This window comes from Mesorhizobium sp. LNHC221B00, from assembly GCF_000502935.1.
GTDB lineage: Bacteria > Pseudomonadota > Alphaproteobacteria > Rhizobiales > Rhizobiaceae > Mesorhizobium > Mesorhizobium opportunistum.
Map to the genome: position 1 here is coordinate 60,270 of NZ_AYWR01000015.1, position 23,742 is coordinate 84,011.

General features: G+C 62.9%; 28 protein-coding genes. 8 read left to right on the plus strand and 20 right to left on the minus strand.

Annotated elements, in window-relative coordinates; all coding sequences use genetic code 11:
* Positions 1 to 5 precede the first annotated feature (5 nt).
* Positions 6 to 518 (plus strand): peptide deformylase, encoded by a 513-nt coding sequence (locus tag X741_RS147120; RefSeq protein ID WP_023778984.1) that lies wholly within the window; start codon positions 6 to 8, stop codon positions 516 to 518.
* Between the two features lie 118 nt (positions 519 to 636).
* Here X741_RS147120 and X741_RS147115 read toward each other — a convergent pair whose 3' ends face one another.
* The 11 genes from X741_RS147115 to X741_RS147065 all read right to left on the minus strand — a co-directional run bounded on the left by X741_RS147115 (position 637) and on the right by X741_RS147065 (position 10,621).
* On the minus strand, positions 637 to 1,698 hold the full coding sequence (locus X741_RS147115) for an ABC transporter ATP-binding protein (RefSeq protein WP_023778985.1): 1,062 nt from the start codon (positions 1,696 to 1,698) through the stop codon (positions 637 to 639).
* A gap of 10 nt (positions 1,699 to 1,708) precedes the next feature.
* Positions 1,709 to 2,521 carry a carbohydrate ABC transporter permease gene (locus X741_RS147110; RefSeq protein WP_023778986.1) on the minus strand — a complete coding sequence of 271 codons (813 nt, stop codon included), beginning with the start codon at positions 2,519 to 2,521 and terminating at the stop codon, positions 1,709 to 1,711.
* The gene (locus X741_RS147105; protein WP_023778987.1) at positions 2,521 to 3,396 is read right to left on the minus strand and encodes a sugar ABC transporter permease; all 876 of its coding nucleotides are present in this window, start codon (positions 3,394 to 3,396) and stop codon (positions 2,521 to 2,523) included. Before X741_RS147105 ends, X741_RS147110 begins: the two co-directional genes overlap by 1 nt.
* 75 nt (positions 3,397 to 3,471) lie before the next feature.
* Positions 3,472 to 4,764, minus strand: coding sequence for a sugar ABC transporter substrate-binding protein (locus X741_RS147100; RefSeq protein ID WP_031250237.1), 1,293 nt, complete (start codon positions 4,762 to 4,764; stop codon positions 3,472 to 3,474).
* Between the two features lie 62 nt (positions 4,765 to 4,826).
* Positions 4,827 to 5,849 (minus strand): Gfo/Idh/MocA family oxidoreductase, encoded by a 1,023-nt coding sequence (locus tag X741_RS147095; protein ID WP_023778989.1) that lies wholly within the window; start codon positions 5,847 to 5,849, stop codon positions 4,827 to 4,829.
* Positions 5,846 to 6,553 (minus strand): N-acetylmannosamine-6-phosphate 2-epimerase, encoded by a 708-nt coding sequence (locus tag X741_RS147090; RefSeq protein ID WP_023778990.1) that lies wholly within the window; start codon positions 6,551 to 6,553, stop codon positions 5,846 to 5,848. The genes X741_RS147095 and X741_RS147090 overlap by 4 nt, the downstream gene beginning before the upstream one ends.
* Before the next feature lie 65 nt (positions 6,554 to 6,618).
* Complete coding sequence (locus X741_RS147085) at positions 6,619 to 7,515, minus strand: N-acetylmannosamine kinase (RefSeq protein WP_023778991.1); 897 nt, start codon at positions 7,513 to 7,515, stop codon at positions 6,619 to 6,621.
* Positions 7,499 to 8,326, minus strand: coding sequence for a MurR/RpiR family transcriptional regulator (locus X741_RS147080; RefSeq protein WP_023778992.1), 828 nt, complete (start codon positions 8,324 to 8,326; stop codon positions 7,499 to 7,501). Before X741_RS147080 ends, X741_RS147085 begins: the two co-directional genes overlap by 17 nt.
* 15 nt (positions 8,327 to 8,341) lie before the next feature.
* A complete protein-coding gene (locus tag X741_RS147075; protein ID WP_245272748.1) occupies positions 8,342 to 9,490 on the minus strand; it encodes a GNAT family N-acetyltransferase in 1,149 nt (382 codons plus the stop codon).
* A gap of 216 nt (positions 9,491 to 9,706) precedes the next feature.
* Positions 9,707 to 9,982, minus strand: coding sequence for a hypothetical protein (locus X741_RS147070; protein WP_023778994.1), 276 nt, complete (start codon positions 9,980 to 9,982; stop codon positions 9,707 to 9,709).
* Positions 9,983 to 10,183: 201 nt separating this feature from the next.
* The gene (locus X741_RS147065) at positions 10,184 to 10,621 is read right to left on the minus strand and encodes an Lrp/AsnC family transcriptional regulator (protein ID WP_013894172.1); all 438 of its coding nucleotides are present in this window, start codon (positions 10,619 to 10,621) and stop codon (positions 10,184 to 10,186) included.
* Between the two features lie 130 nt (positions 10,622 to 10,751).
* Here X741_RS147065 and rocF point away from each other — a divergent pair, with 130 nt between their 5' ends.
* From rocF to X741_RS1000000168795, 4 genes are all read left to right on the plus strand, one after another.
* Entirely contained in the window at positions 10,752 to 11,684 is a 933-nt protein-coding gene (gene rocF / locus X741_RS147060) for an arginase (RefSeq protein WP_023778995.1), read from the plus strand.
* Positions 11,685 to 11,686: 2 nt separating this feature from the next.
* On the plus strand, positions 11,687 to 12,742 hold the full coding sequence (locus X741_RS147055; protein ID WP_023778996.1) for an ornithine cyclodeaminase: 1,056 nt from the start codon (positions 11,687 to 11,689) through the stop codon (positions 12,740 to 12,742).
* 123 nt (positions 12,743 to 12,865) lie between these two features.
* Positions 12,866 to 13,837: an SDR family oxidoreductase gene (locus tag X741_RS147050; RefSeq protein WP_023778997.1), complete on the plus strand. Its 972-nt coding sequence runs from the start codon at positions 12,866 to 12,868 to the stop codon at positions 13,835 to 13,837.
* A 40-nt stretch (positions 13,838 to 13,877) separates the two neighbouring features.
* Positions 13,878 to 14,024: a hypothetical protein gene (locus X741_RS1000000168795; protein WP_084018751.1), complete on the plus strand. Its 147-nt coding sequence runs from the start codon at positions 13,878 to 13,880 to the stop codon at positions 14,022 to 14,024.
* Positions 14,025 to 14,080: 56 nt separating this feature from the next.
* Here X741_RS1000000168795 and X741_RS147045 read toward each other — a convergent pair whose 3' ends face one another.
* The 4 genes from X741_RS147045 to X741_RS147030 form a co-directional block, all read right to left on the minus strand.
* Positions 14,081 to 14,587 (minus strand): ferritin-like domain-containing protein, encoded by a 507-nt coding sequence (locus X741_RS147045; RefSeq protein ID WP_023778998.1) that lies wholly within the window; start codon positions 14,585 to 14,587, stop codon positions 14,081 to 14,083.
* A gap of 326 nt (positions 14,588 to 14,913) precedes the next feature.
* A complete protein-coding gene (locus X741_RS147040; protein WP_023778999.1) occupies positions 14,914 to 17,193 on the minus strand; it encodes a xanthine dehydrogenase family protein molybdopterin-binding subunit in 2,280 nt (759 codons plus the stop codon).
* Positions 17,194 to 17,196: 3 nt separating this feature from the next.
* On the minus strand, positions 17,197 to 18,219 hold the full coding sequence (locus tag X741_RS147035; protein WP_023779000.1) for a xanthine dehydrogenase family protein subunit M: 1,023 nt from the start codon (positions 18,217 to 18,219) through the stop codon (positions 17,197 to 17,199).
* A gap of 1 nt (position 18,220) precedes the next feature.
* Positions 18,221 to 18,838, minus strand: a complete 618-nt coding sequence (locus X741_RS147030) for a (2Fe-2S)-binding protein (protein WP_023779001.1) — start codon at positions 18,836 to 18,838, stop codon at positions 18,221 to 18,223.
* Between the two features lie 196 nt (positions 18,839 to 19,034).
* On the opposite strand from X741_RS147030, the gene X741_RS147025 reads away from it, so the two are divergent.
* The gene (locus tag X741_RS147025; RefSeq protein ID WP_013894164.1) at positions 19,035 to 19,352 is read left to right on the plus strand and encodes a hypothetical protein; all 318 of its coding nucleotides are present in this window, start codon (positions 19,035 to 19,037) and stop codon (positions 19,350 to 19,352) included.
* A gap of 32 nt (positions 19,353 to 19,384) precedes the next feature.
* Positions 19,385 to 19,828, plus strand: coding sequence for a PPC domain-containing DNA-binding protein (locus X741_RS147020; protein ID WP_023779002.1), 444 nt, complete (start codon positions 19,385 to 19,387; stop codon positions 19,826 to 19,828).
* Between the two features lie 16 nt (positions 19,829 to 19,844).
* On the opposite strand, the gene X741_RS147015 is transcribed toward X741_RS147020, so the two are convergent.
* Positions 19,845 to 20,453 carry an isochorismatase family cysteine hydrolase gene (locus tag X741_RS147015; RefSeq protein WP_023779003.1) on the minus strand — a complete coding sequence of 203 codons (609 nt, stop codon included), beginning with the start codon at positions 20,451 to 20,453 and terminating at the stop codon, positions 19,845 to 19,847.
* 735 nt (positions 20,454 to 21,188) lie between these two features.
* On the opposite strand from X741_RS147015, the gene X741_RS147010 reads away from it, so the two are divergent.
* On the plus strand, positions 21,189 to 21,608 hold the full coding sequence (locus X741_RS147010; protein ID WP_023766241.1) for an HD domain-containing protein: 420 nt from the start codon (positions 21,189 to 21,191) through the stop codon (positions 21,606 to 21,608).
* 47 nt (positions 21,609 to 21,655) lie between these two features.
* Here the strand turns inward: X741_RS147010 and X741_RS147005 are convergent, their stop codons facing one another.
* The 4 genes from X741_RS147005 to X741_RS146995 all read right to left on the minus strand — a co-directional run bounded on the left by X741_RS147005 (position 21,656) and on the right by X741_RS146995 (position 23,646).
* Positions 21,656 to 22,084 (minus strand): DUF427 domain-containing protein, encoded by a 429-nt coding sequence (locus X741_RS147005; RefSeq protein WP_023779004.1) that lies wholly within the window; start codon positions 22,082 to 22,084, stop codon positions 21,656 to 21,658.
* 434 nt (positions 22,085 to 22,518) lie between these two features.
* On the minus strand, positions 22,519 to 23,196 hold the full coding sequence (locus tag X741_RS01000000166975) for an alpha/beta hydrolase (protein ID WP_245272749.1): 678 nt from the start codon (positions 23,194 to 23,196) through the stop codon (positions 22,519 to 22,521).
* A complete protein-coding gene (locus X741_RS147000; RefSeq protein ID WP_023779005.1) occupies positions 23,193 to 23,375 on the minus strand; it encodes a hypothetical protein in 183 nt (60 codons plus the stop codon). The genes X741_RS01000000166975 and X741_RS147000 overlap by 4 nt, the downstream gene beginning before the upstream one ends.
* 76 nt (positions 23,376 to 23,451) lie before the next feature.
* Positions 23,452 to 23,646, minus strand: a complete 195-nt coding sequence (locus X741_RS146995; RefSeq protein WP_023779006.1) for a DUF2934 domain-containing protein — start codon at positions 23,644 to 23,646, stop codon at positions 23,452 to 23,454.
* Between the last annotated feature and the right edge of the window lie 96 nt (positions 23,647 to 23,742).

Sequence of the window (23,742 nt, forward strand, 5' to 3'; positions counted from 1 at the left end):
AGTCCATGGCGGTTCGGCCGATCATAAGGTTCCCCAATCCCCTTCTCCGCGCGGTGGCGGAACCCGTAAAACTGTTCGACAGCGACTTGCAGGGTTTGGCCGGTGATCTCGTCGACACCATGCATGCGGCGCCCGGGATCGGCATCACCGCCCTGCATATCGGCATTTTGAGACGCCTGGTCGTGATCCAGCTGCCTTCCGCCGCAAAGCCGGGCATCTACGTCAATCCATCTGTTATCCAGGCCTCGTCCGAAATGATCCATCATGCGGAAGGCAGTGTTTCGATGCCCGGTGTCACCGAGGATATCGAGCGACACGCGCGCATAATTGTTCGCTATCAGGATCTGGATGGCAATGAGCAGTTCGAGAACGCCGATGGTCTGCTGGCGGTTTGCCACCAGCATGAGATCGACCAGCTCGACGGGCTCTTCTGGACGCACAGGCTGACGCGCCTGAAGCGCGACCGGCTGGTCAAGCGCTACGGCAAACTCATGCGAACCTCCCAGACGCCACGATAGATCGTAGAGGACGGGTTCGGCCGGCAAAAAATTGCGCCGCCCGATCGCGATGCGGTGCATGCCGGGGCCGGCAATCCACGCCGGGTTGGGGAACGGCCTGAGGCACCACCAAGCAGGATCAGCGAATGCGCAACCCCTGGGTGTCGAAGATGCGGGTGCGGCTGGGCAGGAAGCGCAGCGTGATCGTCTCGCCGAAACGCGGCTGATCCTCGCGCCGTTCGGCGACCACCGTCTCGCCGCCGGCCAGCGCGCCGTGCACGTAGGAGGTCGATCCCAGGCGTTCGGTGACATCGACGGCCAGCGCAAGCTCGACGCCCTGCTTCTCGTCGAGATGCTCCGGCCTGATGCCCAGGGTAACGTCTTGGCCAATGCCAAGCCGCGTCGTGAGATGAGAGATATCGACACTGGCATCGCCGACAAGCACGGCTTTCCCGTCCTCGGCCACCTTCGCCTTGAGGAAATTCATGCGCGGCGAGCCTATGAAGCCGGCGACGAAGGCGTTATCGGGATCGTCGTAGAGCGACAGGGGCGTGCCGATCTGCTCGATCTTGCCGGCTTTCAGCACGACGATCTTGTCGGCCAGCGTCAGCGCCTCAGTCTGGTCGTGCGTCACATAGACCATGGTCCGGCGGATCGACTGGTGCAGGCGCTTGATCTCGGCGCGCAGTTCCGTGCGCAGCGCCGCGTCGAGATTGGAGAGCGGCTCGTCGAACAGGAACAGCCTGGGATCGCGCACCAGTGCCCGGCCGATGGCCACGCGCTGGCGCTGGCCGCCGGACAACTCACGTGGCTTGCGACCCAGCAAGGGTTCGATCTGCAGCAGCTTCGCCACCGCATCGACCTTCTCGCCTGACGTCTTGCGGTCTAGTCCGCGCATCTTCAGCGGAAAGGCAATGTTCTCGGCCACCGACATGGTCGGATAGAGCGCATAGGACTGAAACACCATCGCCACGTCGCGCTCTCGCGCGGGAAGATTGGTGACGTTGCGGTCGCCGATGACGATGGTGCCGGAATCGATCGGGTTGAGCCCGGCAATCGCATGCAGCAGCGTCGACTTCCCGCAGCCCGAAGGCCCGAGCAGCACGACGAAGGAGCCTTCCTCAACTTCGACCGAGACATCGTCCAGCACGTTGACCGCACCGTAGGATTTCGACACCGACCGTATAGACAAATTCGCCATCGTATCCCCCTCAGCCCTTCACGCTGCCCAGCGTCATGCCGCGCACGATCTGCCCCTGCACCAGAACGCCAAGCACGATCATCGGCAGCATGATGAGCGTGGCGGCAGCGGTAAGCGCGCCCCACTGGATGCCCTGGAATGTCAGGAACGAGGTAATGGAGACCGGCAACGTCTGGGTGTCGCGGCCGGTCAGCACCAGGGCGACGAAGAACTCGTTCCAGGTGAACAGCACGCACAGAATCAGCGTCGCGACGATGCCGCCGCGCGCCGCCGGAAGGTAGACATGCCAGAACACGCTGAACTCGCGCGCGCCATCGACGCGGGCCGCATCGCGCAGCTCCTTCGGAATGTCGTCGAAGAAGGTGATCAGCAGCGAGATGGCGAACGGCACATTGACGAAGGCATAGGCGGCAATCAGCAGCCAGTGCTGGTTGAGCGCGCCGATGCGGGTCGCCAGGTAATACATCGGAATGACGAACAGCAGCGCCGGCGCGATGCGCAGGCTGAGGATGAACTTTTCCTTGGAGCGGCGCAGATTGCCCGGCTGCTGCGCCAACCCGTAGGCGGCGACCGAGCCGATGGCCACCGCCAGCGCGCTGGACAGGATGGAAATGATGAAGGAATTGGCAAACGCGCTAAGGAAGCCGCGATTGGCGAACACAGTGCGGTAGTTGTCGAGCGTCGGGCTGAACAGCCAGACCGGCGGAATGGCGAAGGCGTCGCGCGTCATCTTGAACGAAGTCACTACCACCCAGTAGAGCGGGAACAGCACCGCCAGCAAAAGCATGAGCAGCCCGACATAGAAAACCGTACGCCGGCCCATCAGCGCTCTCCCGCTTTCGGAAACAGCACGCTGTACATGGTCAGGAGCGCGACATTGGTGAAGATGGTCAGGATGACCGCGATGGCGAGCGCGTAGGAAATGTCGAAATTGGTGAAGGCGACGATGTAGCCGTAGTAATTCAGCGTCTCCGTCGACAGCGCCGGCCCGCCGCGCGTCATGATGTAAAACAGGTCGAACGCCTTGATGCTGTCGATCGCCCGGATCAGCGCGACGATGGCGAGCGCCCGGCGCAGCATCGGCAGCAGCACATACCAGGTCACCTGCCATTCGCGCGCGCCGTCGACGCGGGCAGCATTGAGCGGATCGGTGGGGGCCGATTCCAGTGCCGCCATCACCAAGAGAATGACGAAGGGCGTCCATTGCCAGATGTCGGCGATCAGCACCGAAAACAACGCCAATTGAGGGCTGCCCAGCCAATCGACCTGGGAAATGCCGGCGAGCGACAGAAGGTAGTTCGCCATGCCGGTCGCGGGATCGAACAGGAAGCGCCAGGTCAGCCCGACGACGACCGGCGTCATGATGATTGGCACCAGAAGCAGCGTCCGCACCAGCCGCTTCATGGCGAAGTCACGATCGAGGAAAAGCACGACGGCAAGGCCGAGCGCGATCTCGATCATCGTCGCCAGCGTCGTGAACAGCACCGTGCGCCACAGGGCCGCCATGGCGCGCGGATCGCCGAAGAAGCGCAGGTAATTGTCAAGGCCGACGAACTTTTCCCGTCCGGCGCGCATCAGCGACAGATCGTGCAAAGAAATCCAGATCACGAACAGCGTCAGCGCGACCGAAGCCACGGTCAGGCAGACGATGATCGGCTGGAAGAAATGCCTGGTCGGATCCGATGCTGCTGTCGCCAAGGTCTCAATCCACCCGTTGAGGATTTCGCCCTGCCGCGCACAGGGAGCGCACGCGGCAGGGCACGCCTTACCCGCTTATCGGGCGAGCGCGGCGTTGTTTGCCTCGTCCGCCTCCTTCAAGGCATCGGCGGCGCTGGCCGTGCCGGCAAGCGCCTTGGAGACGGCGATGCCGGTGTTGTTGATGATTTCGTTGGCCTGTTCGACCGTTGGCAGGTATTGCGGATTGCCGGCATTGATGGCGGCGATCATGCCGTCCTTGAAGGCGCCGTAGCGCTTGCCGAATGCCTCGCCGTTCAGCACCGAAAGCGAGGTCACCCCGGAATTGGGATCGGTTTCGATCGCCTTCAGCTGCTGCTCCTTGGCGGTCGCCCAGGCGGCGAACAAAGCCGCCGCTTCCTGGTTCTTGGATTCGGCCGAGACATACATCGAGTGCACGGCGAGCGAGGACGAGCCGCCCTTGGGCGAGGAGGATTTCATCGGCACCGGCACATAGCCGACCTTGCCGACGACCGTGGAGACGGTGGGATCCTCGTTGTAGGCGCCGTTGACGGTGGCATCGAGGGTGATCGCCGCCTTGCCTTGCTGGAACAGCAGTCGGTTTTCTTCCCAGCCGAAATTGGCGACGCCAACCGGACCGTAATCCTTCAGCACCTTGGTGAAGGCTTCGAGTGCGGCGGCACCCTCCGGCGTCGCCAGCGCCGACTTGCCGCCGGCGTCGAGGAACGAGCCGCCAAAACCCCACAGATAGGCGGCCCAGACATAGACGCCCTGGATGCCTTGCTGGCCGCGCATGGTGATGCCGGCGATCTGCTTGTTGGTTTTTTCGGAGATCGTCTTGGCAGCATTCTCGATGTCCTCGAACGTCTTCGGCGCCGCAAGTCCGTACTGTTCGAACAGATCCTTGCGGTACATGACAAAGGTGCTCTCGCCGTAGACCGGCAGCCCGTAGACCTTGCCGTCGACCACGTTGGTGTTGAAATAGCCGGGCACGAAATCGGCCCTGTCGAAATTCTCCTTGTGCTTGGCCAGGAAATCGTCGAGCGGCACGACATAGCCCGACTTCACGAAACCCGGCAGGTAGATGATGTTGTTCTGGACGACGTCATAGCGGCCGGACTTGGAGGAGAATTCCAGCAGCTCCTTGGCCGTGATGTCTTGCTCGGGTACGATTTCGAGCGCCACGTCGATGCCGGTCACCTGCTTGAATTCCGGCAACAGCCTCTGGATGGCGTCGGTCGTCGGATGGCCTTCGAGCAGCACCGACAGTTGCACCCCGTCGAACGGCTTGTCCTGCGCGAAAGCCGGCAGGGCCGTGGCAAGCGCGGCCGCGGCCACGCCAAGCATCAAAACATTGCGTCTGTTAAACATTTCTCGTCTCCCATTGTTGGGCCACTCTGGCCTCGTTTCAAATTCTCTGTGTCGTTCGAGCATCACGCCTGGCCGAGACGCACGATTTCGCCGCTCTGCGCCGACTGCATCATCGCGAGGGTGAGTTCGAGCGAACGAAGGGCATCGCGGCCGCTGGCGATCGGCATGTCGGCCCCGTTCAGCCAGGCAAGCAGGCCGCCGAGTTGGCGCGCCAGGTCGCCGTCGAGACGGCCGTTGACGACAGGCCAATGCTGGGTGTCGATCTCGCGCGATGTTTCGTTGCTGGCGTAGTAGAGGCCGCTGTCGCCGCACTGGACCTCGAACGAGCCTTCGGTGCCGATCAGTTCCATGCGGGCATCGATCATGTGGCGCGCGCCGGCCGGCAGCGACCAGGCGCTTTCGAAATTCACCACCGTGCCGCCGGAGAAGCGTACGATCGCGGCCAGGCTGTCCTGCGTGCCCGACTCGCCAAGCAGAACGTCGGTCTGCTGGGCATAGACCGAAACCGGGTGCTGCCCGTCGAGCATCCACAGCACCATGTCGACGTCGTGCACGGTGACATGCAGCGCCAGCGGCAGCTTGCCGCCATAGCGCTTTGGGCCTTCGGTGCGGGCGCTGTTGCGCCGGGCGTAGATGTGGATCGGCTCGCCGATTTTGCCCGAAGTCATCAATTCCTTGGCCGCCGCATAGCGCGGATCGAAGCGCAGGAGATAGCCGATGCCGAGTTTGACCTTGGCCGCCTCGCAGGCAGCGATGATGGCCTTGGCATCCTCGATGGTGGAAGAGATCGGCTTCTCGACGAAGATGTTGATGCCGGCCTTGGCCACGGCAACCGCCGGCGCCAGATGCAGGTTGTCGGGCGTGCAGATCGAGACGAGGTCGAGATCGCGTTCGCCCGTCAGCAGCGCCTCATGGCTGGGGTAGACCTTGCAGCCCGGCGCCTTGGCGGCGACAGCGCCGGCCAGTTCCAGGTTGGGATCGACGATCGCCGCCAGTTCGCAGCCGACCATGTCAGCGAAGATCGCGGCGTGCATGGAGCCCATGAAGCCCGCACCGATAACGGCGACGCGGTGGCGCTTGATCATGACTTGTTCCTCTTCAATTGCGGGTCGGCGCTCCACGACGCGACCTGGTCGACGAAGCCGCGGGTTATGGCGTCGGGCCGTGTGATGGCACCGCCGACGACGATGAAGCGCGCGCCGAGCTCAAAGCAGCGGACCGCCTCCTGCGGTGTCCAGATGCGGCCCTCTGCGACGAACGGCAGGCCGGCGCCGGCAAGCTGCCCCATCAGCTGGAAATCCGGCCCGCGCTGCTGGTTGGAATAAGGCGTGTAGCCGGCCATGGTGGTGCTGATCAGCGAGGCGCCGGCATCGATGGCGCGCTTGCCCTCGTCGAGCGTGCTGACATCGCCCATCGACAGGCGCCCCTTGGCAGCAATCGCACCGAACATCGCCTCAAGATCCGTTGGGCGCGGCCGGTTGGTGGCGTCGAGAGCTACGATGTCGGCCCCGGCCTCGATGATCGACGCCACGTTGGCGAGCGTCGGCGTGATGTAGATTTCGGTGTCGGCACGGCGGGCCTTGATCAGCCCGATGATGGGAACGCCGGTGCGGCGGCGGACGGCGTCTATGTTGGCGACCCCCTCGATCCGCACACCCGCCGCGCCGCCAAGGATGACCGACCGGGCAATGGCGGCAATGTGCTCAGGGGCGTCGAGCGGCATGCGGGATTCAGCCTGGCACGAGACGACCAGCATTCCATCGAGCTGAGCGAGCAGATCGCCTTGCACCTGGGGTTTCTCCTTCGAGCGTTACCCCCTGCAATCAACCGTAGATGAAACTTTTTGTCAAGAAATTATTTTAGATGAAAATTTCCTTCAGACAGCAGTGCGGCCCCCAACAGGCCGGCATCGGCGCCCGCCTGCGCTGCGACGATGGGGCGTTGAAAGACGGCAGGCAACAGCCGGGAGCGCGCCTCCAGGGCGGCAATGAACCCATCCGCCAGCCCGACGCCGCCGCCGACCGCGAAGCAGTCGACATCGACGGCCGCCGTCAGATCGGCGAAGCCGTCGACCAGCGCGTTGATGGCGGAGCCGATCACCTCGGCAGCGTTCGCATCGCCTTGCCTGGCGGCTGCGAACAGGTCAGGTGCGCCAACCGGACGGCCGAGCCGTTCGCTGCCGAGGCGCGCCAGTGCGGTGCCCGACGCGATCGTCTCCAGGCAGCCGCGCCGGCCGCACCCGCACATCGCGCCGCCGGGATCGGACATCATGTGCCCGGCATGGCCGGCAAGTCCCGTCGCGCCGGTTTGCAGGTGGCCATCGATCACCAGGCCGCAACCGATGCCGGTGGAAACGGTGAAAAACGCGAAATTGCGGAAGCCATGGGCGGCGCCAACGCAGAATTCGGCCCAGGCGGCCGCCTGGGCATCGTTGACGACGAGTGGCGGCACACCGAGCGCTTTATCAAGTGCTCGGGCCAGCGGATAGCCGTTCTCGATCGGCAGTGTCTGCGGGTTGAGCGCGGTCAGAGCACCGTCACGAACGATGCCGGTGGTGGCGACGGCGATGGCGTCGAAAGCGTGCTTGGGCGCGAGACCGGCGATCGCCGCGACCAGATCGTCGCCACTGCCCGTCCTCGGCGTTACCGTCTGGCGCCTGTCCAGCAATCGCCCGCCGCGCACTTCGGCGGCGGCGATCTTGGTCCCGCCAATGTCGACGGCGAAGACCGTACGATCAGAAGCTGCGGTCACTCACGACCTCCGCCGTGCGCCCTAGCAGTGCGAGCCGCGCCGGATCCTGCCGCATCATCTCGGCCGCCAGCGCATCGACGATCAAAAGCTGGCTGATCTTCGACGGAAAGGCGCCGCCGGTCAGCGGCGTTTCCGGCCAGGACGCGATCAGGGCGAGATCGCAGGCGGCGACCAGCGGGCTTTTGGAGCGGTTGGATATGCCGATGACGAAGGCACCTTGCGATCGAGCAAGCTCGGCGATCCGCACCGCGTCTATGGTCGATCCCGAACTCGATATGACCACCTGCACGGTGCCCTTCTGCGTGGTTCCCGCCGCCATGACCGCCAGATGCGCGTCGCCAAGCGCGCGGCTGAGCTTGCCGACACGGGTCATCTTGTAGGCGAGGTATTGCGCCGTGATGGCGGATGCGGCGATGCCGAAGCAGTCGACCGCCGTCGCCGCCAGCAGTTGCCGCGCGGCCTTGGCAATGTCTTCCCTGACGATCAGCTGCTCGGTTTCGCGCAGCGAGATGATGGCGGTTTCCACCAGCCGCTGGATGTCATCGGTCGGCAAGCCGATGTCCCGCGCCCGCTCGTCGGTGGCCAACTCCTTGGCCAGCGCCAGCTTGAAGTCCTGGAAGCCGGCAAAACCCTGGTCGCGGCAGAAGCGCATGACGCTGGCCTCCGACGAGGCGGACGCCTCGGCAAGCTCGGTGATGCTCTGGCGCAAAGTGGCGTCCGGCTGCGCCAGCACTGTCTCGGCGACGCGCGCCAGCGCCGGCGTCATGTCTCCAGCCGCCGCCCTCAGCGAGGCGATAAGCGCGTATGTCATGAAAGGTCCTTGTTCCTAGAAATGCTCCGCCACCCAGGGCGGCGGGCCGGCAAACAGCTGATCACACAGACGTATGGCATTCGCATCGCCTGCCACCTGGCCATACTGCGCCAGTTTCGATGCGCTGCGAAAGCCCGTGAAAACCTGCACGAATGCCGGGGTTTGCAGGGCAACGGTCTGATAACCGGCGGTCGCCTCGCGAACCTCGACTGTCCCGCCCCTGATCTCGACCTCCAGCGCCGTGTCCGCCGGTCCGATGCTAAGTGCCAGCCTGATGTCGTCGGCATGGTAACCGCGCTGGCGGAGCGCCGCGGGCGGGTCGAGCACCCGCAACAGCCATTCCTCCTGATGGGCGAGCCGCCAGCCCTTGTCAGGCATCGCCGCCACCAGATCGTCCTGCGGGCCGCCATGCCAGCGCACGATCGGATAGACCGAACGGAATCTGGCCAGGAAGGAAAGTACGCCTTGCGCGGCTTCCGGGGAAGCGGCGTACCAGTCGCGGACATCGAGGCAGGCTTCGTCGCCCATGTCGAGGATCAGATAGGCCGCGTCATCCTCGGCCAGGTAGGCGGCCAGCGCGTCGCTGGGCTTGCGCCGCAACTCGTTCCAGTGCGCCGGACCACGGTGGACCAACCCGGCTTCGCGACCTGCCTTGGCGGCATAAGCCGTGGCAAGGCGCGGATCGTCCGGTTCGACACGCTCGAAGGCGAGCCTGCTCGCGGCCGGCAGGCTGATCGTCTGTGCCTCATAGACGATCTCATGGCCTGCAAGCTCGAAGCCAGCCTTGCGGTAAACCGGCCGCGTCGAGGCGAACAGCGTGGCGATGGCGGCTCCCTTGCCATGCGCCTCCGCGCACAACGCATCGACGAACGGCACCGCCAGCCCCTGACCGCGACGCTCCGGCGCGATCGCCACATGCGCGATGTTGGTCGCCGGCACCGGCTTGCCATGGAAGACATGCGCCGTATCGAGCAACGCCGCGCAGGCATCCGGACGCCCGCCCTCGCCCCGCAGCAGCCTGAGCGCGCCAAGGCCGACATTGGCGATGTATTCATCGGACCGCGCCTTGCCGAAGCCGAAGGCCCAGCTCAACAAGCGCGCGATTTCAGGCGCATCCTTGGCCGTTGGTGCTTCGACGGCCATAGGTTTGGAGTTTTTTTTCATATTTGTCTCATAGTTGGCGATTTTCATCATACCTTGAAATCGCCAATGCGCAATGGCCGACAGCCATGCCCACGAAACGGCCGCGGAATTGAGCGGCCGGCCATGGGTCCTGGGACGATGTTTTATCGTTCAGACGACGTCATGCCGGCCGCGTGTCGGCACCGGGAACCGGGGCGGCGTTCGCGACGTCCTCGCCGGATGCCCGGCAAGGGCCGTTCATTTCCCGCAATGATGATCGTTGATCTTGTTCGTCGCATTCGCGTCCGGCCCCACCCGGTGATAGGAACACGCGCCGGCGGCGGTGGTGAACAATTGCTGGTCATAATAGCGCGGGCCGCCGAACAGGAAGTCGATGAGATCGTCTTCGGCCGGAACGTAGCGTTCCCGTTCAGCCTGATAATGGCGATGCCTGGCGCCGGCCAATGCCGATGGGGACATGCCGCAACCCATCGCCAGGGCAAGAGCGCAGATCGCAATCCGTTTCGTCGTCATCGCCAACACCCCTCCTGGTCGTTCCGATTCCATCTTACATCCAAAATCGCCTCCGCCACAAAAGTTCCGTGCTGGCGGTTTGCCTCGCCGCGATTTGCGGCCAGGGACCGAACCGCACGGCGCATCAGAAGATCGAAACTGCCCCGGCCTGTTAGGCGACGGCAGGAGCAGCAACTGCTCCACGCAACGAGCGCGGTGTCGCTAAAGCCGGGCCTTGGTGCTGCGGGGCGTGGCAAGCAGCAGGCTCGTCTCGCTGCCGGTAATGCCGGGAACGAGCCGGATGCGTCGCAGGATCGCATCGAAATCGGTAAGGGTGGCCGTGTTGAGTTCGACCACAAGGTCCCAGCGACCGTTGGTGGTATGAATGGTCGCGACCTCCGCAAAGCCGCCAAGCGCACGGATGACGCGATCGGCGGCATGGCCTTCGATCTCGATCATCATGATGCCCCTGACCGCCGAACTGATCGCTTCGGCCCGCAGGATCACGGTGTAGCCGATGATCTGTCCCGACTGTTCCAGCCGCTCCATCCGCGCCCTTGCCGTGGCGCGGGAAACGCCGAGATCGCTTGCCAGGTCTGAGATGCTCCGCCGCGCGCTATGGCGCAGCAGCGTGATCAGCTTTTGGTCGAGTGAATCCATTTTTGTCCAATATGGCAGTCTGATTGATCAGAACGATAAGTCTTTTCGGTGGTTTTGCCAATCAGGCCTATTCATTCTGCCGGCCGCATGGGTTTCAACTGGCCTCAGCTTCATTGAGGAGAATGGTCGAGTGGATTGCAAGATCTTGGGTGCGCCGGTGCAGGACGGTGCCGGCCGCATGGGCTGTGAGATGGGGCCGAGCGCCCTGCGGACCGCCGGGCTTGCCGGTGCGCTCCGGGAGCTTGGTCATCAGGTGGCCGACCTCGGAACCATCCTGCCGGCAACCGTGCGGCCGCTCGCCCATGGCAATCTGGCGCTGAAGGCGCTGCCGGAGATTTCGGCCTGGACGGCCGGTATCGCCGAGGCCGCCTATGACGTCAGTGCCGACGCCATGCCGATCTTTCTCGGCGGCGACCATTCGATCTCGGCAGGAACCGTTTCCGGTCTCGCCCGCCGCGCCGCCGAAGCCGGCCGGCCGCTCTTCGTGCTGTGGCTCGACGCGCATCCCGATTTCCATACGCTGGACACCACGGCCAGCGGCAATCTGCACGGTGTTCCGCTCGCCTACGCCAGCGGCCAGCCTGGTTTCGACGGCTATTTTCCGGACCTGCCGGCGGCGGTCGATCCCAAGCGGATCTGCGCCATGGGCCTGCGCAGCGTCGACCCGGCCGAACGCGAAGCACTCAACCAGGCAGGCGTGACCGCGCACGACATGCGGGCCATCGACGAACACGGCATCGCGCCGCTGCTGCGCGCCTTCCTGGCGCGTGTGGCGGCGCAAGACGGTCTGCTGCATGTCAGCCTCGACGTCGACTTCCTCGATCCATCGATCGCGCCCGCGGTCGGCACCACGGTTCCCGGCGGCGCGACCTTGCGCGAGGCGCATCTGGTGATGGAAATGCTGTCCGACAGCGGCCTCGTCTCCAGCCTGGATCTGGTCGAATTGAACCCCTTCCTGGACGAACGCGGCCGCACCGCGACGCTGATGGTCGACCTGACGGCAAGCCTGATGGGCCGCCGCATCATGGATCGCCCCACCCTCAGCCATTCCGGAAGTTTCTGATCATGACCGCCGCAAAGCTGAACATCGTCCCCTTCGTCAGCGTCGACCGCATGATGAAACTGGTGAATGCCATCGGCGTCGAGCGCTTTCTGACCGAACTCGCCGGCTACATCGAGGAGGACTTCCGCCGCTGGGACCTGTTCGACAAGACGCCGCGCATCGCCTCGCACAGCCATGACGGCGTCATCGAGCTGATGCCGACGAGCGACGGACGCCTTTACGGCTTCAAATATGTCAACGGCCATCCGAAGAACATGCGCCAGGGTTTGCAGACCGTCACCGCCTTCGGCGTGCTCGCCGATGTCGGCAGCGGTTACCCGATGCTGCTCACCGAGATGACCATTCTGACCGCACTGCGCACCGCCGCCACATCCGCCGTCGCGGCCAAGTATCTGGCGCCGCGGGGCACCCGCACCATGGCCATCATCGGCAACGGCGCCCAGTCGGAATTCCAGGCGATTGCCTTCAAGGCGCTGGCGGGCATCGACCGGCTGAGGCTCTACGACATCGACCGGTCGGCTTCGCTGAAATGCGCGAAGAACCTTGCCGGCATGGGGTTCGACATCACCATCTGCGAGACCGGGCAGGAAGCGGTTGAAGGTGCCGGCATCATCACGACGGTTACCGCCGACAAGCAATGCGCCACCATTCTCACCGACAACATGGTCGGCTCCGGCGTCCACATCAACGCCGTCGGCGGCGACTGCCCCGGCAAGACGGAACTGCACAGGGACATCCTGCTGCGCTCCGAGATTTTCGTCGAATTCCCGCCGCAGACGCGTATCGAGGGCGAAATACAGCAGCTTGATCCTGACCATCCGGTGACCGAGCTCTGGCAGGTGATCGCCGCCAGGACCCAAGGCCGCCGCGATGCCAAGCAGATCACGCTGTTCGATTCGGTCGGCTTCGCCATCGAGGATTTTTCGGCGCTGCGCTATGTGCGCGACCAGCTACAGGCGACCGGCCTCTACGAGGAGCTTGACCTGCTCGCCGACCCCGACGAACCGCGCGACCTGTTCGGCATGCTGCTGAGGGCGGCGATGCAGCCAGCGGCCTGAGTGCAGACACCCCAAGGCCATCGGGTTGCAAACGCCGAGGTGTTTGAAGGAATGATACGTCAGCCATAAACCTTTTCGTCCGCTATGCGTTGTTTCTTCTCCAAGCTAGCCAAGGAGACCATGATGCAGATGAAGTCGGAAATAGCCGGCGAAGCGGCAAAGCAGCGCCATATCCAACGTGGCATCGATGCCAAGGACAAGTCGAAAGGCAATGGCAAGCAGCAAGGGGCCATGCAGGCTGGCGCCCGCGAATATCCCGAGCCGCCCTTCCCCGAACAGCACCAGCCGAAACCGGGACATGAATGGGCGATAGAGCCGGCGCCGCTGTACGATGCGCCGTACTATCTCGGATCGAAAAAACTCGACGGCAAAGTAGCGCTCATCACGGGCGGTGATTCCGGCATTGGCCGTTCGGTGGCGGTGTTGTTCGCCCGCGAGGGCGCCGACGTCGCGATCGTCTATCTGGCCGAGGACAAGGATGCAAAAGAGACCAAATCCGCAGTGGAGAAGGAAGGCGGACGCTGCGTTCTGGTCAAGGCCGACGTCAGCGATCGCGATCACTGCCGCAACGCGGTGGCCCAGATCGTGAAGGAATTTGGCCGCATCGATGTGCTGGTCAACAATGCAGCTTTCCAAATCCACTCCAGCGATTTCGGCGAGCTGACCGAGGAACATTTCGACACGACGCTGAAGACAAATCTCTATGGCTATTTTCATATGGCACAGGAAGCCGTGCCGCACATGAAGCCCGGTTCGGCGATCATCAACACCGGATCGGTAACCGGCATCGACGGCTCAAAACAGCTGGTCGACTATTCGATGACCAAGGGCGGCATCCATGCCTTCACAAGGGCGCTTTCAGGCAATCTCATCGGCAAGGGCATAAGGGTGAACGCGGTAGCACCGGGTCCGGTGTGGACGCCGCTTAATCCCTCGGACAAAGAGGCGGAAGATGTCTCCAAATTCGGCGCGGACACGCCAATGAAACGGCCGGCGCAACCGGAAGAACTCGCGCCGGCCTATGTCTTCCTCGCTTCGCCGCAATGCTCCAGCTACATCACCGGCGAGATTTTGCCGGTGGTCGGGGGTTACTGAGGCTGGTTGAAGCGAAACGTATGAGCAAGGAGCAGGATGAATGGCCCGTCTGCTTTTCACAGTGGCGCTAGCTTATGTGGCGTACCGCATCTACGCGGAAACCACGGCAGGCCGACATGTGCAGCAGGATGAACGCGAGGCTTTGCGCAAGCAATCGGCGGCCCTGGGTGTCGATCCGTCTCGTTGAGATTGCTCAACTGTCGGCTGGCCGGCGCATCTGCCGGCCAGTCGACAGGAGCAGCCTTATTCCGCCGCCTGCAAGTTGATCTTGCTTTCCGCCATTTCGGTGAGCTTGCGGTCGGTCGCCTGTTCTTCCTTGAGGTTCTTGGCCAGCACGTTGGCGCAGTCAGTGCGGCCGAGTTGCTTTGCCCAGGCGATGAGCGTGCCATAGCGTGTCATCTCGTAGTGCTCGACGGCCTGTGCCGATGCAATCAGCGCCGCATCGAGGACTTCCTTGTCGTCGACGTCGCCACTGACATCGTCGGCTTCCTCGATAATGCCGTCGATAGCCGGGCAGTTGACCTCCTTGGCCTTGACGCCATGCAATTCGAACACTTGTTCGACACGCTCGACATGGCCTCTTGTCTGGTCGAGGTGTTTTTCGAATCCGGCTTTCAACTGCGGATCGGTTGCCTTGTCGATCATCTTCGGCAGCGCTTTCTCAATCTGCTTTTCGGCGTAGTAGATGTCGCGCAGCGTGTGCACGAAGAGATCGTCGAGTGTCTTGATGTCCTTCGAAAAGAAGCCCATGGCCTTGCCTTTCATTGTACTCGAGTTGAAAATTTCAGTGGCGGGTTGCCCGCCGCCTGCAAAGGCCGGGATCGGGTCCCGGCTTGTCTGGTCAACGTACCGGCACGGGAGGAGTTCCTGATTTTCGGGGGCAAACCGCAACCCCTTTCCGACGGCCTGGGATGCCATCGACGGAGAGCCTGGCGTCGACCACGCGTCCTGAAAGAGCGCAAAAACCCCAAAGGGAAAGACTGTCGACGGGGAGAGCCGCGCGCAGGTTCGACGCCATGCGCCGCAGTGACACGCCCGTCACCGCAGCAGAAGAACGGCGCGCCAAATGGTATGCGTCAGACGATCAGATGTTCGATCCTGATCGGCAGATCGCGGATACGCTTGCCCGTGGCATGGTAGACCGCACTTGCCACGGCGGCAGCCGTTCCAACATTGCCGAGCTCGCCCAATCCCTTGACGCCGGCAGGATTGACTTCATGGTCGACTTCCGGGACCAGGATCACGTCGACCTGCTTGATGTCGGCGTTGACCGGCACCAGATAGTCCTGCAGGTCGCGGTTGACGTAGCGCGCGGTGCGTTGGTCGATCTCCGTTGCCTCGTGCAGGGCCTGGCCGATGCCCCAGATCATGCCGCCCATCAGCTGGCTGCGCGCGGTGCGCGTGTTCATGATCCGCCCGGCGGCGAAGGCACCGACGATGCGGGGCACTCTGATTTCATGGGTATGGCGGTTGATGCGCACTTCGACGAATTCGGCGCCGAAGGCATATTTCACCGAATCCTCATCGCCTTCTCCTCCATGGAATTCCGGCTGTCCGGCATAGAGCTTGTTCAATGCCTCCGGTGAGGCGCCCTTAGGTGCAAACTCGGCATATTCCTCGATGGCGCCGACCTGCATGGCCTTGAAGACATCGGCGAGCTTCGCCGATTTGCCGGTTTCGGCGACGATCTTTCCATCGGCCATATCCAGCTTCGCGTTGCCTGAGCCGGCCAGAGGCCCATCCTTGCCAGCTGCCGCCGTGAACAGTTTCTCGCGAACGGCATCGCAAGCCTTCATGACCGCCGAGCAGACACTGGCCGTCGAAATCGATCCGCCTGACACGGGAGCCGGCGGCAAGGCACTGTCGCCCATCTCGACGCTGATCTTGTCCATGCCGACCCCCAGCCTTTCGGCCGCCATCTGGCCGGCGACGGTGCGAACGCCGGTGCCGATTTCATGCGAGCCGCACTGGACCCGAACCTCGCCATCGGCGGTGAGACGAACCCTGGCCGCGCAGGGTGCGGCGGCTGTCGGATAGATCGCCGTCGCGCAGCCCATGCCGACCAGCCAGTCGCCGTCACGCATCGAGCCGGTCTTGGGCTCGCGTTTCGCCCAGCCGAAGGCCTCCGCAGCCTGATCGTAGCACTTGATGAGCGAACGGCTGGAAAATGGCTTGCCGCCGATCGGTTCCTTCTGCGGCTCGTTGATGCGGCGGAACTCGACGGGATCCATGGCGAGCGCAACGGCCATTTCGTCCATGGCATTCTCGAGCGCATAAACGTAAGGCGTCTCCGGCGGCGACCGCATGTATCCAGGCGTATTGCGGTCGGCGTGGACCAATGAAACCTGCGTCAGGACGGAGCCGTAGTCGTACATGCGGGCGGTGGCGGATGTGCCGCCGACGACATAAGGGTCAGGGCGTGACGTCACCTCCCAGCCCTCATGTCCGAACGCCGTGATGCGGCCGTCCTTGCCGGCGCCGATGCGGATTCGATGCCGCGTCTCGGCGCGATAGGTCTGTGTGCCGAAGGCTTGCATGCGGCTGACGACGCAGCGGACGGGACGGCCGATCCGCTGCGCGGCAATGGCAACGATCGCCGTGCGCGCCGTCATCGGTCCCTTCGAGCCGAAGGCCCCGCCTATATAGGGACTGATGATCCGCACATTGGCCGGATCGAGCTTCAGTTGGCGCGCCAGCTCCATCTTCCAGCCGGTCACGTTCTGGGAGGGCTCGTGTATGGTCAGTTGGTCGCCCTGCCACATGGCCGTGGTCGAAAACAGTTCGATCGGGTTGTGGTGCTGGGTCGGTGTCGAGTATTTCTGGTCGATCTTCACAGCCGCATTTGCCCAGGCGGCGTCGAAGTCGCCGGCCTTGGCATCTTCCTTGAACATCGGGTTTTTGCCTGCCGCAGGCTCCATCTTCGTGCCCTTCGAATCGAAGCTGGCGCTGGGCGGTTCGTCCTCATAGTCGGCGCGGATCAACATCGCTGCTTCCTCGGCCGCCTCGAATGTCTCGGCAACGACCAGAGCGATGATTTGGCCGTCGTGGAAAATCGTCTTGTCGTGCAAAGGCCCGATCGAACTCGCGCCGGTGTTGCCGAACTTCGGCGTCTCGGTCTTGTCCATGTCGCCGTAGCTGACGATGTCCAGCACACCGGGCACCGCCCTGGCGTCTTTCGTGTGGAGCGCGGAAACCTTGCCCCGGGCGACGGTGCTGGTGGCAAGCGCGCCATAAGCGACGTTGGCCGTGGCGATGTCGGCCGGATAGCTTGCCTGTCCGGTAACCTTCAGACGGGCGTCGATACGGACAACCGGATCGCCCTGATTTTCCTTGGGAGCGGGTGCAGCTTGGTTCATGGCTCAGACCTTCATGTCCCGGGTTTCGAGCAGCGTTCGCACCAGCGTGCGCTTGCCGAGCGGTATCTTGAAAGCGTTGTGTTCTCGCGGCCTGGCGTCGGCGAAAGCAGCGTCGGCAGCCTTCTGCGCCGCCGCTTCATCGAGCACCTTGCCTTGCAGCGCATTTTCCGCCGCGCTTGCACGCCACGGCACGGTCGCGACACCGCCGAGTGCGACGCGCGCGCCTCTTACCGTGTCGCCATCCATGTCGAGGGCGACCGCGGCCGATGCCAGCGCGAACGCGTAGGATTCGCGATCGCGTATCTTCAGATAGCGCGACCGGCTGCTCCACGGTGCGAGCGGTACTTCGATGGCAGTGATGAGTTCGTCGGCGGCAAGATCCGTCTCGATGTTGGGCGTCTCGCCCGGCGGCCGATGCAGCTTGGCAAAGGCAAGGGTACGGTTGCCTCGCTCGCCTTCGATCTCGACAGAAGCATCGAGCGCTATCAGCGCCTGTGCGAAATCGCCATGGTAGGTGGCGATGCACGCATCACTGGTGCCGAGAACGGCATGCTGGCGGTTGAACCCTTCCATCGCGGCACAGCCGGAGCCGGGTTCACGCTTGTTGCATGACCATGACGTCTCGCGGAAATACTCACAGCGCGTGCGTTGCAGCACATTGCCGGCAAGGCTCGCCATATTACGAAGCTGGCCGCTGGCGGCCAGCTTCAGGCTGTCGGCAAGGAGCGGGCAACGACGCCTGACGTCTTTGTTGTCGGCAGCTTCCCCCATCCGGACCAACGCCCCAAAACGGATGGCGTCATTGCCGATCCTGACCTGCCGCAAGGCCGGCTCGGCAAGCGTGTTGAGGTCAAGCAATCGCTCTGGCCGCGCAACCCCAAGCTTCATGTAGTCGGCCAGGTTGGTGCCGCCGGCAATAAACTGCGCGTCGGCTTCGGTCGGCGGGATGTGTCGTGCATCGCGACGGGACGCCATGGTGACCGCCGCGGAGACGCTGCTTGGTCTTTCATAAACGAAGGGGTGCATCCTAGGCCCTCCTGATCTCGTCGCGCGCCTGGACGATCGCCGCAACGATGTTTGGGTAGGCAGCGCAGCGGCAGAGATTGCCGCTCATATATTCGCGAATATCATCTTCCGACCCGGCATGACCCTCGTCGATGCAGCCGATGGCGGACATGATCTGACCCGGTGTGCAGTATCCGCACTGAAAGGCGTCATGGTCGACAAAGGCCTGCTGCACCGGATGGAGTTCTCCATCCGTCGAAGCCAGGCCTTCCACCGTGGTGATCTCGCGGCCGTGGTTCGTCACGGCGAAGCTCAGACAGGAGAGCACCCGTTTTCCGTCGACCAGAACGGTGCAGGCGCCGCACTGGCCGTGATCACAGCCTTTCTTGGTGCCGGTCAGGCCGACATGATCGCGAAGAGCGTCTAGCAGGCTCGTACGATTGTCGAGGGCGAGGTTGTAGGCCTGTTTGTTGATACGCATGGAAACCGCCGACAGGTCGCGGGACTCCGCCGGTTTTGCGGACGCTGGCTGGGCTGCTCTTGTCGGGGAGGTCGCGAGCGGCATCGCCGCTGCCGCCGAAACAGAGGCTGTCATGAACATGCGTCTGCTCAGGCCATTGGAAGTCTTGGCGTCGGACATGGCTGGCTCCGGGCTGGCTGGGTCTCAAGCGCACCAAACCACCCGTAGAGCACAAAGTTCCCTCCTCACGTGGCTGTGACTGATTTTCTGTCGTGCCGCATCAGGCCTCATAATGCCGGCTTAAATGTCCCCGGCGCGGGAACTCACCCACCGTCTTTTCGTTCAGGCTTAATCCCATCAGACAGGAGAAACCGTCATGCCACGCGGCGAGAAATCGAAATACACCGACAAGCAGGAGCGCAAGGCCGACCACATAGCCGAAGGGTATGAGAAGCGCGGGGTTTCCGAAAAGGAAGCCGAGCGGCGTGCGTGGGCGACCGTCAACAAGGACGATGGCGGCGGCAAGAAGGAAGGCGGCTCCGGCCGCGGCAAGCATACGGGCAACCCGGCAGCACATAAGGGCGGCAGGACCGGCGGCAAGGCGTCGGCGTCGCGGTCCGCCGCAAGCCGATCGGAATCGGCGAAGAAGGCTGCGGCAACCCGCAAGCGGAACGCCGAACACCACGCTCATTGAAGGGGGAGCAGACTGATGTCCGGAGAACAACCATGAAATCACGGCTCGTCAACGAAATCAGTGGCCAACGGACATTTGTCATCGTGCTCGACCCCGGCGAGGAAGCATTCACGGCGCTTACGGATTTCGCGGCTGACCGGAAAGTCGACGGCGCTTCCCTGACCGCGATCGGCGCTTTCGAAAGAGCCACGGTGGGCTGGTTTGATCCGGATGCAAAAACCTACCGCAAGATTCCGATCGACGAACAATGCGAAGTGTTGAGCGCGATCGGCGATGTTGCGCTTGGCGACGACGGCAAGCCCAGCCTCCACGTTCATGCGGTGCTCGGATTGAGCGACGGCACCACCCGTGGTGGACATTTGCTTGACGGCATCGTTCGGCCGACGCTTGAAGTCACGTTGGTGGAAGCGCCCGGCCATCTGCGCCGCAGCAAGCGCCCCGGACTGGGCGTTGCCTTGATCGATCTGGATGCTTGAGCCTCAAACCCGGCTTTCAAATCCAGCTGGAGAGAAGCGTCTCCATCTCGATCGTCTCGACCTGCTGCGCGAAGCGTTGGTGATAGACGGTCAGCAGCGCGTCATGAGTTGCGTCTGAAGAACTGCATAGCGCGTCCGTGACGAGGACGACGCGATAGCCGAAATCGATGGCCCCCAAAACAGTGGCCAGAACGCACACATCTGTTTCGCCACCCGTGATAACCAGCGTGTCGATGTCGCGCTCCACCAGAAGGGCCCTGAGGCGCCCTTCGAACCAGGGCGAGTAGATGTGCTTGTCGATGATTGTCGCCGGCGGGCAATAACCGGCCAATGTCGGCAACAGTTCAGTCATTTCGGGCCCGATGGACTCGATCGTCATCGAAGCCCAGCGCTCGTAATAGCGCCTCCAGGTACCGACGCCCTGCCCCGGCTTACGGGCGGGCAGGAACCGCGTAAAGACCGTCTGTGGCGCGCGTCTTTCGACCAGCCTCTCGATCTGCGGGAGAACCCGGGTGATCCAGGGTGTTGCCCATTGAGACGGCTCGGCAAACAGCCGCTGCATGTCCACGCAGATATGCATGCATCTGTCGCCAAGAGAACCGTATGCCAGGCCCGGCATCGACATCAGCGCGCCTCCAAGAGGCAGTAGTATGTGTCCACGACACCTCTCCCATTGCCAGCAAGAAACGCAACGCCACGCGCCGCGACTGGTTCCTGAGACGGCACAGGAACCGGCGCAAATGACTGGCGTTTCCGCTGAGACGGATGGAGATGCTCGCATGAGACCACGCGACACGTTGGGAGGCAGTAAATCAGGCGGGACGCCAAGATGGAGCTAAGCGGAGGATGTCTGTGCGGCACGATTCGCTTTTGCGTTGGAAGCGAACCGAGAGTGCATTACTGCCATTGTGATATGTGTCGGCGGGCGACCGGCAGTGCTTTCGCGGTTCTGGCCTGGGTGCCTTCTCAAAGCGTGAGCTGGATCAATGAGGCGCCAACCTATCGCTGGTCTTCACCGATTGCCCGGCGGGGGTTTTGCTCCGCCTGCGGATCTCCGCTCAGCCTCGCCTATGATGCATCGCCTGGCGAGATCGCACTGCATGTCGGGACGTTCGACGATCCAGCTCGACTGGAGCCGCGCTACAACTATGGGTCGAGGCAGCGACTTGGCTGGGTCTGCTGTGGAATAGACCTGCCGCACCACGATGCCGAGGAACGATGGTAAGGACGCAGTGGAGGTGGAACTGCACTCTAAAGAAAATCGGCTCTCCCCTGGAACAACAATCTCGGCAACCAATTTGAAACTGAGTTGCAATGCCGCTGTCGCTGGACATGCCCGCGAGCGGCCGGGACAGGCAAGATGAGCATTTTCTACCGTGCCGCCAAGATTGCGGAAGAGGTCCATGCATCGCAGAGTGACAAGACCGGGCAGCCCTATATCGAACACTGCCGGCGTGTCGTCGACGCTGTCGAAACGATGGACCAGAAGGTCGTCGCCTATCTTCATGACGTCGTGGAAAAGGGCGAGGGCTGGAGCCGGACCAGGCTGGAAGAGGCTGGCTTTGGCCCGACCATTGCTTCTGCTGTCGATGCCATGTCGCGCAGGGACGGCGAGGATTATTTCGCCTTCGTGCGGCGAGCTGCCTCGAACCCGTTGGCGCTGCCGGTGAAGCGCGCCGATCTGGAGGACAATATCTGGCAGTCGCGGCAGGTTGGGGCACCGGCTGCCAAATATGAAGAGGCCCTGCGCATCCTCGATGAGGAGTTCTCGAGGCCTTAGCAGTGGTTCCGGTGTCGCCTCGCCCAAACTTCAGGTGTCCGCGGCATTTATTCCGTGACATGGGGCGTGTGCCGCTTGTCCTCCGCGGGTTCGACATCGATCCGTGCCTTTTGCGGATCGAACGTGCCATGACGCGCAATGGCCCGCGCGGCGGTATCCGGCGTTTCGTATGCCCACATGAAATCGTCGGCCGAGCTGCCCACGGCATGGACGCGCCAATAACTTGCAGTTCCCTTAGGCGGGCTCTCGCTTGTCGTATTCGTCTTTTCGAACAGGTCGAAATAGATGTCCTCGAAAGGGATATAGAACACGGGCTCATGTCCTTCTTCCCGCAGCACTTTCGCCCGTTCCGTCGCAGCGACTATGGCGTCGGAAAATCGCACCGTCACCGTTCCGGCAAACGGCTCTATGGCCAATTGGCCAGCATGGTGTGTTGAATCAGCATGGCGTCCTGAAATTGCACCCGAAGCTTGCATCTGAATTCTCCTGACTACCGGTTGATAACGGGCGGATTGATGGCGGGATGACGTTCCGGTTTCGCGATCCGTGAAAACGAAATGCACGCCGGTGGAGTGAGGTTCCGCTCCGCCAAGAAAGGCTGAGCGGCGGCGGTGCCTATCGCTTGCCGTGGCCGTCGAGGAAATTCGCCAACAGCCGCGAAACCTCTTGCGGAGCTTCACGCATGGGGAAATGCCCGACGGCATCCAGCACCAACCGCTTGTAGGACGCGGTGAAATGCCCCTCCAACCCCTCGGAAGATCGAGGCAACACCACGCGGTCATCGCCGCCATGAAGCGTCAGGGTTGGCACGGTGATGATCTTGACCGATGTCGCCTGGCGGGCGAGTTCGGCATAGCGAGGATCGGGCTCGGCTTCTTCCCACCGGACCCGATAGGAATGCAGCGTGACTTCAGCCCAATNGTTCGGCATAGCGAGGATCGGGCTCGGCTTCTTCCCACCGGACCCGATAGGAATGCAGCGTGACTTCAGCCCAATCCGGGTTTTCGAAGGATTTAGCCACTTCATCGAAGATGGCATCGTCGAACCAGCCCAATGGGCTCCAGGTATCCCACTGGAATCTGGCGAATTCCTTGTGGTTCTTTCGCACGAACTCGGCGCCGCGCTTCGTCGCCATGAACCACTGATACCAGAATGCTTTCGCTTGTTCGGGCGATGGCGTCACCAGCTTGCCCGGTTGCCAGCCGAGCGACAACGCGGCGCAGCATTTGATGCGGTCCGGGAAAACCGACGCCAGCAGGTAGGCGATACGGGCGCCCCAATCGTGGCCGACAATTGCAAAGCGGCTGAGGCCGAGCGCATCGGCGAAGTCCAGCACATCCTGCGCCATCGCCGTGATCTCGCCCGAGCGCATGGTTTCCTTCGACAGAAACGATGTCGATCCACAGCCTCGCAGCCAGGGCGAAAATGTCCGAAAGCCGGCCTCATGAAGGGCCGGCGAAATGCGCGCATAAGTGGTCGCGTCGTCGGGCCAGCCATGCAGCAGAACGACTGGAGCACCGTCCTTCGGTCCACCGCTGAGATACGCGATGCGCAGCAGAGGGGTATCGCAATACGAGATGGAGTTCATTGGTTCGGCACTGTCGCCGGCTGGTCGCCGCCAGTCGTGGACTTGGGCCTGGCGTCCTGGTCGACCTGCGGGTTCTTGTTGACGGTGTCGGTGTTGGCTTTCATCGGTTCGGTGTTGTTGTCGCATGCGCCGAGCGCAAGGGCGGCGGCCAACACCAGAAATGACAGAGGACTCCTCATGGCAATCTCCTCGGCTGATAATGGACAAACAAGGCTGCCCGACTTTGGTTGCCGGGATAATGACGATGGCGTGATTTTACGCCTTCGAGCTTTTTGAGCCGTCGTCGACTGTCGGATCGGCCTCGACCGGACCGCGTTCGGTCTCCGGGTCCTCCGCTTCTATCTCCTGCACAGCCTGGTCCCAGTGTTCCTGCTCACGTCCGGTGGGCCGGCCTTCGCGTTCCCAGATTTCGTAGGCCCGCCGTTTGATGCGCTCTTCCCTGCTGTCCATGGATCCGATCCTCCAATCCACAGGTTCCAATCCCGAACGGTATTTTTTGTTCCTCCATCGCCGTGTGGAGGCTTGCTGTCGGTGCTGCGATCCCGG

What these genes read in the sequence shown, in the direction of transcription:
- X741_RS147100 (WP_031250237.1), bottom strand. Translation starts at nt 4,764, where the DNA reads ATGTTTAACAGACGCAATGTTTTGATGCTTGGCGTGGCCGCGGCCGCG.
- X741_RS147055 (WP_023778996.1), top strand. Translation starts at nt 11,687, where the DNA reads ATGACCGCCGCAAAGCTGAACATCGTCCCCTTCGTCAGCGTCGACCGC.
- X741_RS147095 (WP_023778989.1), bottom strand. Translation starts at nt 5,849, where the DNA reads ATGATCAAGCGCCACCGCGTCGCCGTTATCGGTGCGGGCTTCATGGGC.
- X741_RS147040 (WP_023778999.1), bottom strand. Translation starts at nt 17,193, where the DNA reads ATGAACCAAGCTGCACCCGCTCCCAAGGAAAATCAGGGCGATCCGGTT.
- X741_RS147000 (WP_023779005.1), bottom strand. Translation starts at nt 23,375, where the DNA reads ATGAGGAGTCCTCTGTCATTTCTGGTGTTGGCCGCCGCCCTTGCGCTC.
- X741_RS147070 (WP_023778994.1), bottom strand. Translation starts at nt 9,982, where the DNA reads ATGACGACGAAACGGATTGCGATCTGCGCTCTTGCCCTGGCGATGGGT.
- X741_RS147025 (WP_013894164.1), top strand. Translation starts at nt 19,035, where the DNA reads ATGCCACGCGGCGAGAAATCGAAATACACCGACAAGCAGGAGCGCAAG.
- X741_RS147120 (WP_023778984.1), top strand. Translation starts at nt 6, where the DNA reads ATGGCGGTTCGGCCGATCATAAGGTTCCCCAATCCCCTTCTCCGCGCG.
- X741_RS146995 (WP_023779006.1), bottom strand. Translation starts at nt 23,646, where the DNA reads ATGGACAGCAGGGAAGAGCGCATCAAACGGCGGGCCTACGAAATCTGG.
- X741_RS147045 (WP_023778998.1), bottom strand. Translation starts at nt 14,587, where the DNA reads ATGGGCTTCTTTTCGAAGGACATCAAGACACTCGACGATCTCTTCGTG.
- X741_RS147115 (WP_023778985.1), bottom strand. Translation starts at nt 1,698, where the DNA reads ATGGCGAATTTGTCTATACGGTCGGTGTCGAAATCCTACGGTGCGGTC.
- X741_RS147020 (WP_023779002.1), top strand. Translation starts at nt 19,385, where the DNA reads ATGAAATCACGGCTCGTCAACGAAATCAGTGGCCAACGGACATTTGTC.
- X741_RS147075 (WP_245272748.1), bottom strand. Translation starts at nt 9,490, where the DNA reads ATGAAAAAAAACTCCAAACCTATGGCCGTCGAAGCACCAACGGCCAAG.
- X741_RS147110 (WP_023778986.1), bottom strand. Translation starts at nt 2,521, where the DNA reads ATGGGCCGGCGTACGGTTTTCTATGTCGGGCTGCTCATGCTTTTGCTG.
- X741_RS147035 (WP_023779000.1), bottom strand. Translation starts at nt 18,219, where the DNA reads ATGCACCCCTTCGTTTATGAAAGACCAAGCAGCGTCTCCGCGGCGGTC.
- X741_RS147015 (WP_023779003.1), bottom strand. Translation starts at nt 20,453, where the DNA reads ATGTCGATGCCGGGCCTGGCATACGGTTCTCTTGGCGACAGATGCATG.
- X741_RS147080 (WP_023778992.1), bottom strand. Translation starts at nt 8,326, where the DNA reads ATGACATACGCGCTTATCGCCTCGCTGAGGGCGGCGGCTGGAGACATG.
- X741_RS147010 (WP_023766241.1), top strand. Translation starts at nt 21,189, where the DNA reads ATGAGCATTTTCTACCGTGCCGCCAAGATTGCGGAAGAGGTCCATGCA.
- X741_RS147005 (WP_023779004.1), bottom strand. Translation starts at nt 22,084, where the DNA reads ATGCAAGCTTCGGGTGCAATTTCAGGACGCCATGCTGATTCAACACAC.
- X741_RS1000000168795 (WP_084018751.1), top strand. Translation starts at nt 13,878, where the DNA reads ATGGCCCGTCTGCTTTTCACAGTGGCGCTAGCTTATGTGGCGTACCGC.
- X741_RS147065 (WP_013894172.1), bottom strand. Translation starts at nt 10,621, where the DNA reads ATGGATTCACTCGACCAAAAGCTGATCACGCTGCTGCGCCATAGCGCG.
- X741_RS147030 (WP_023779001.1), bottom strand. Translation starts at nt 18,838, where the DNA reads ATGTCCGACGCCAAGACTTCCAATGGCCTGAGCAGACGCATGTTCATG.
- X741_RS147050 (WP_023778997.1), top strand. Translation starts at nt 12,866, where the DNA reads ATGCAGATGAAGTCGGAAATAGCCGGCGAAGCGGCAAAGCAGCGCCAT.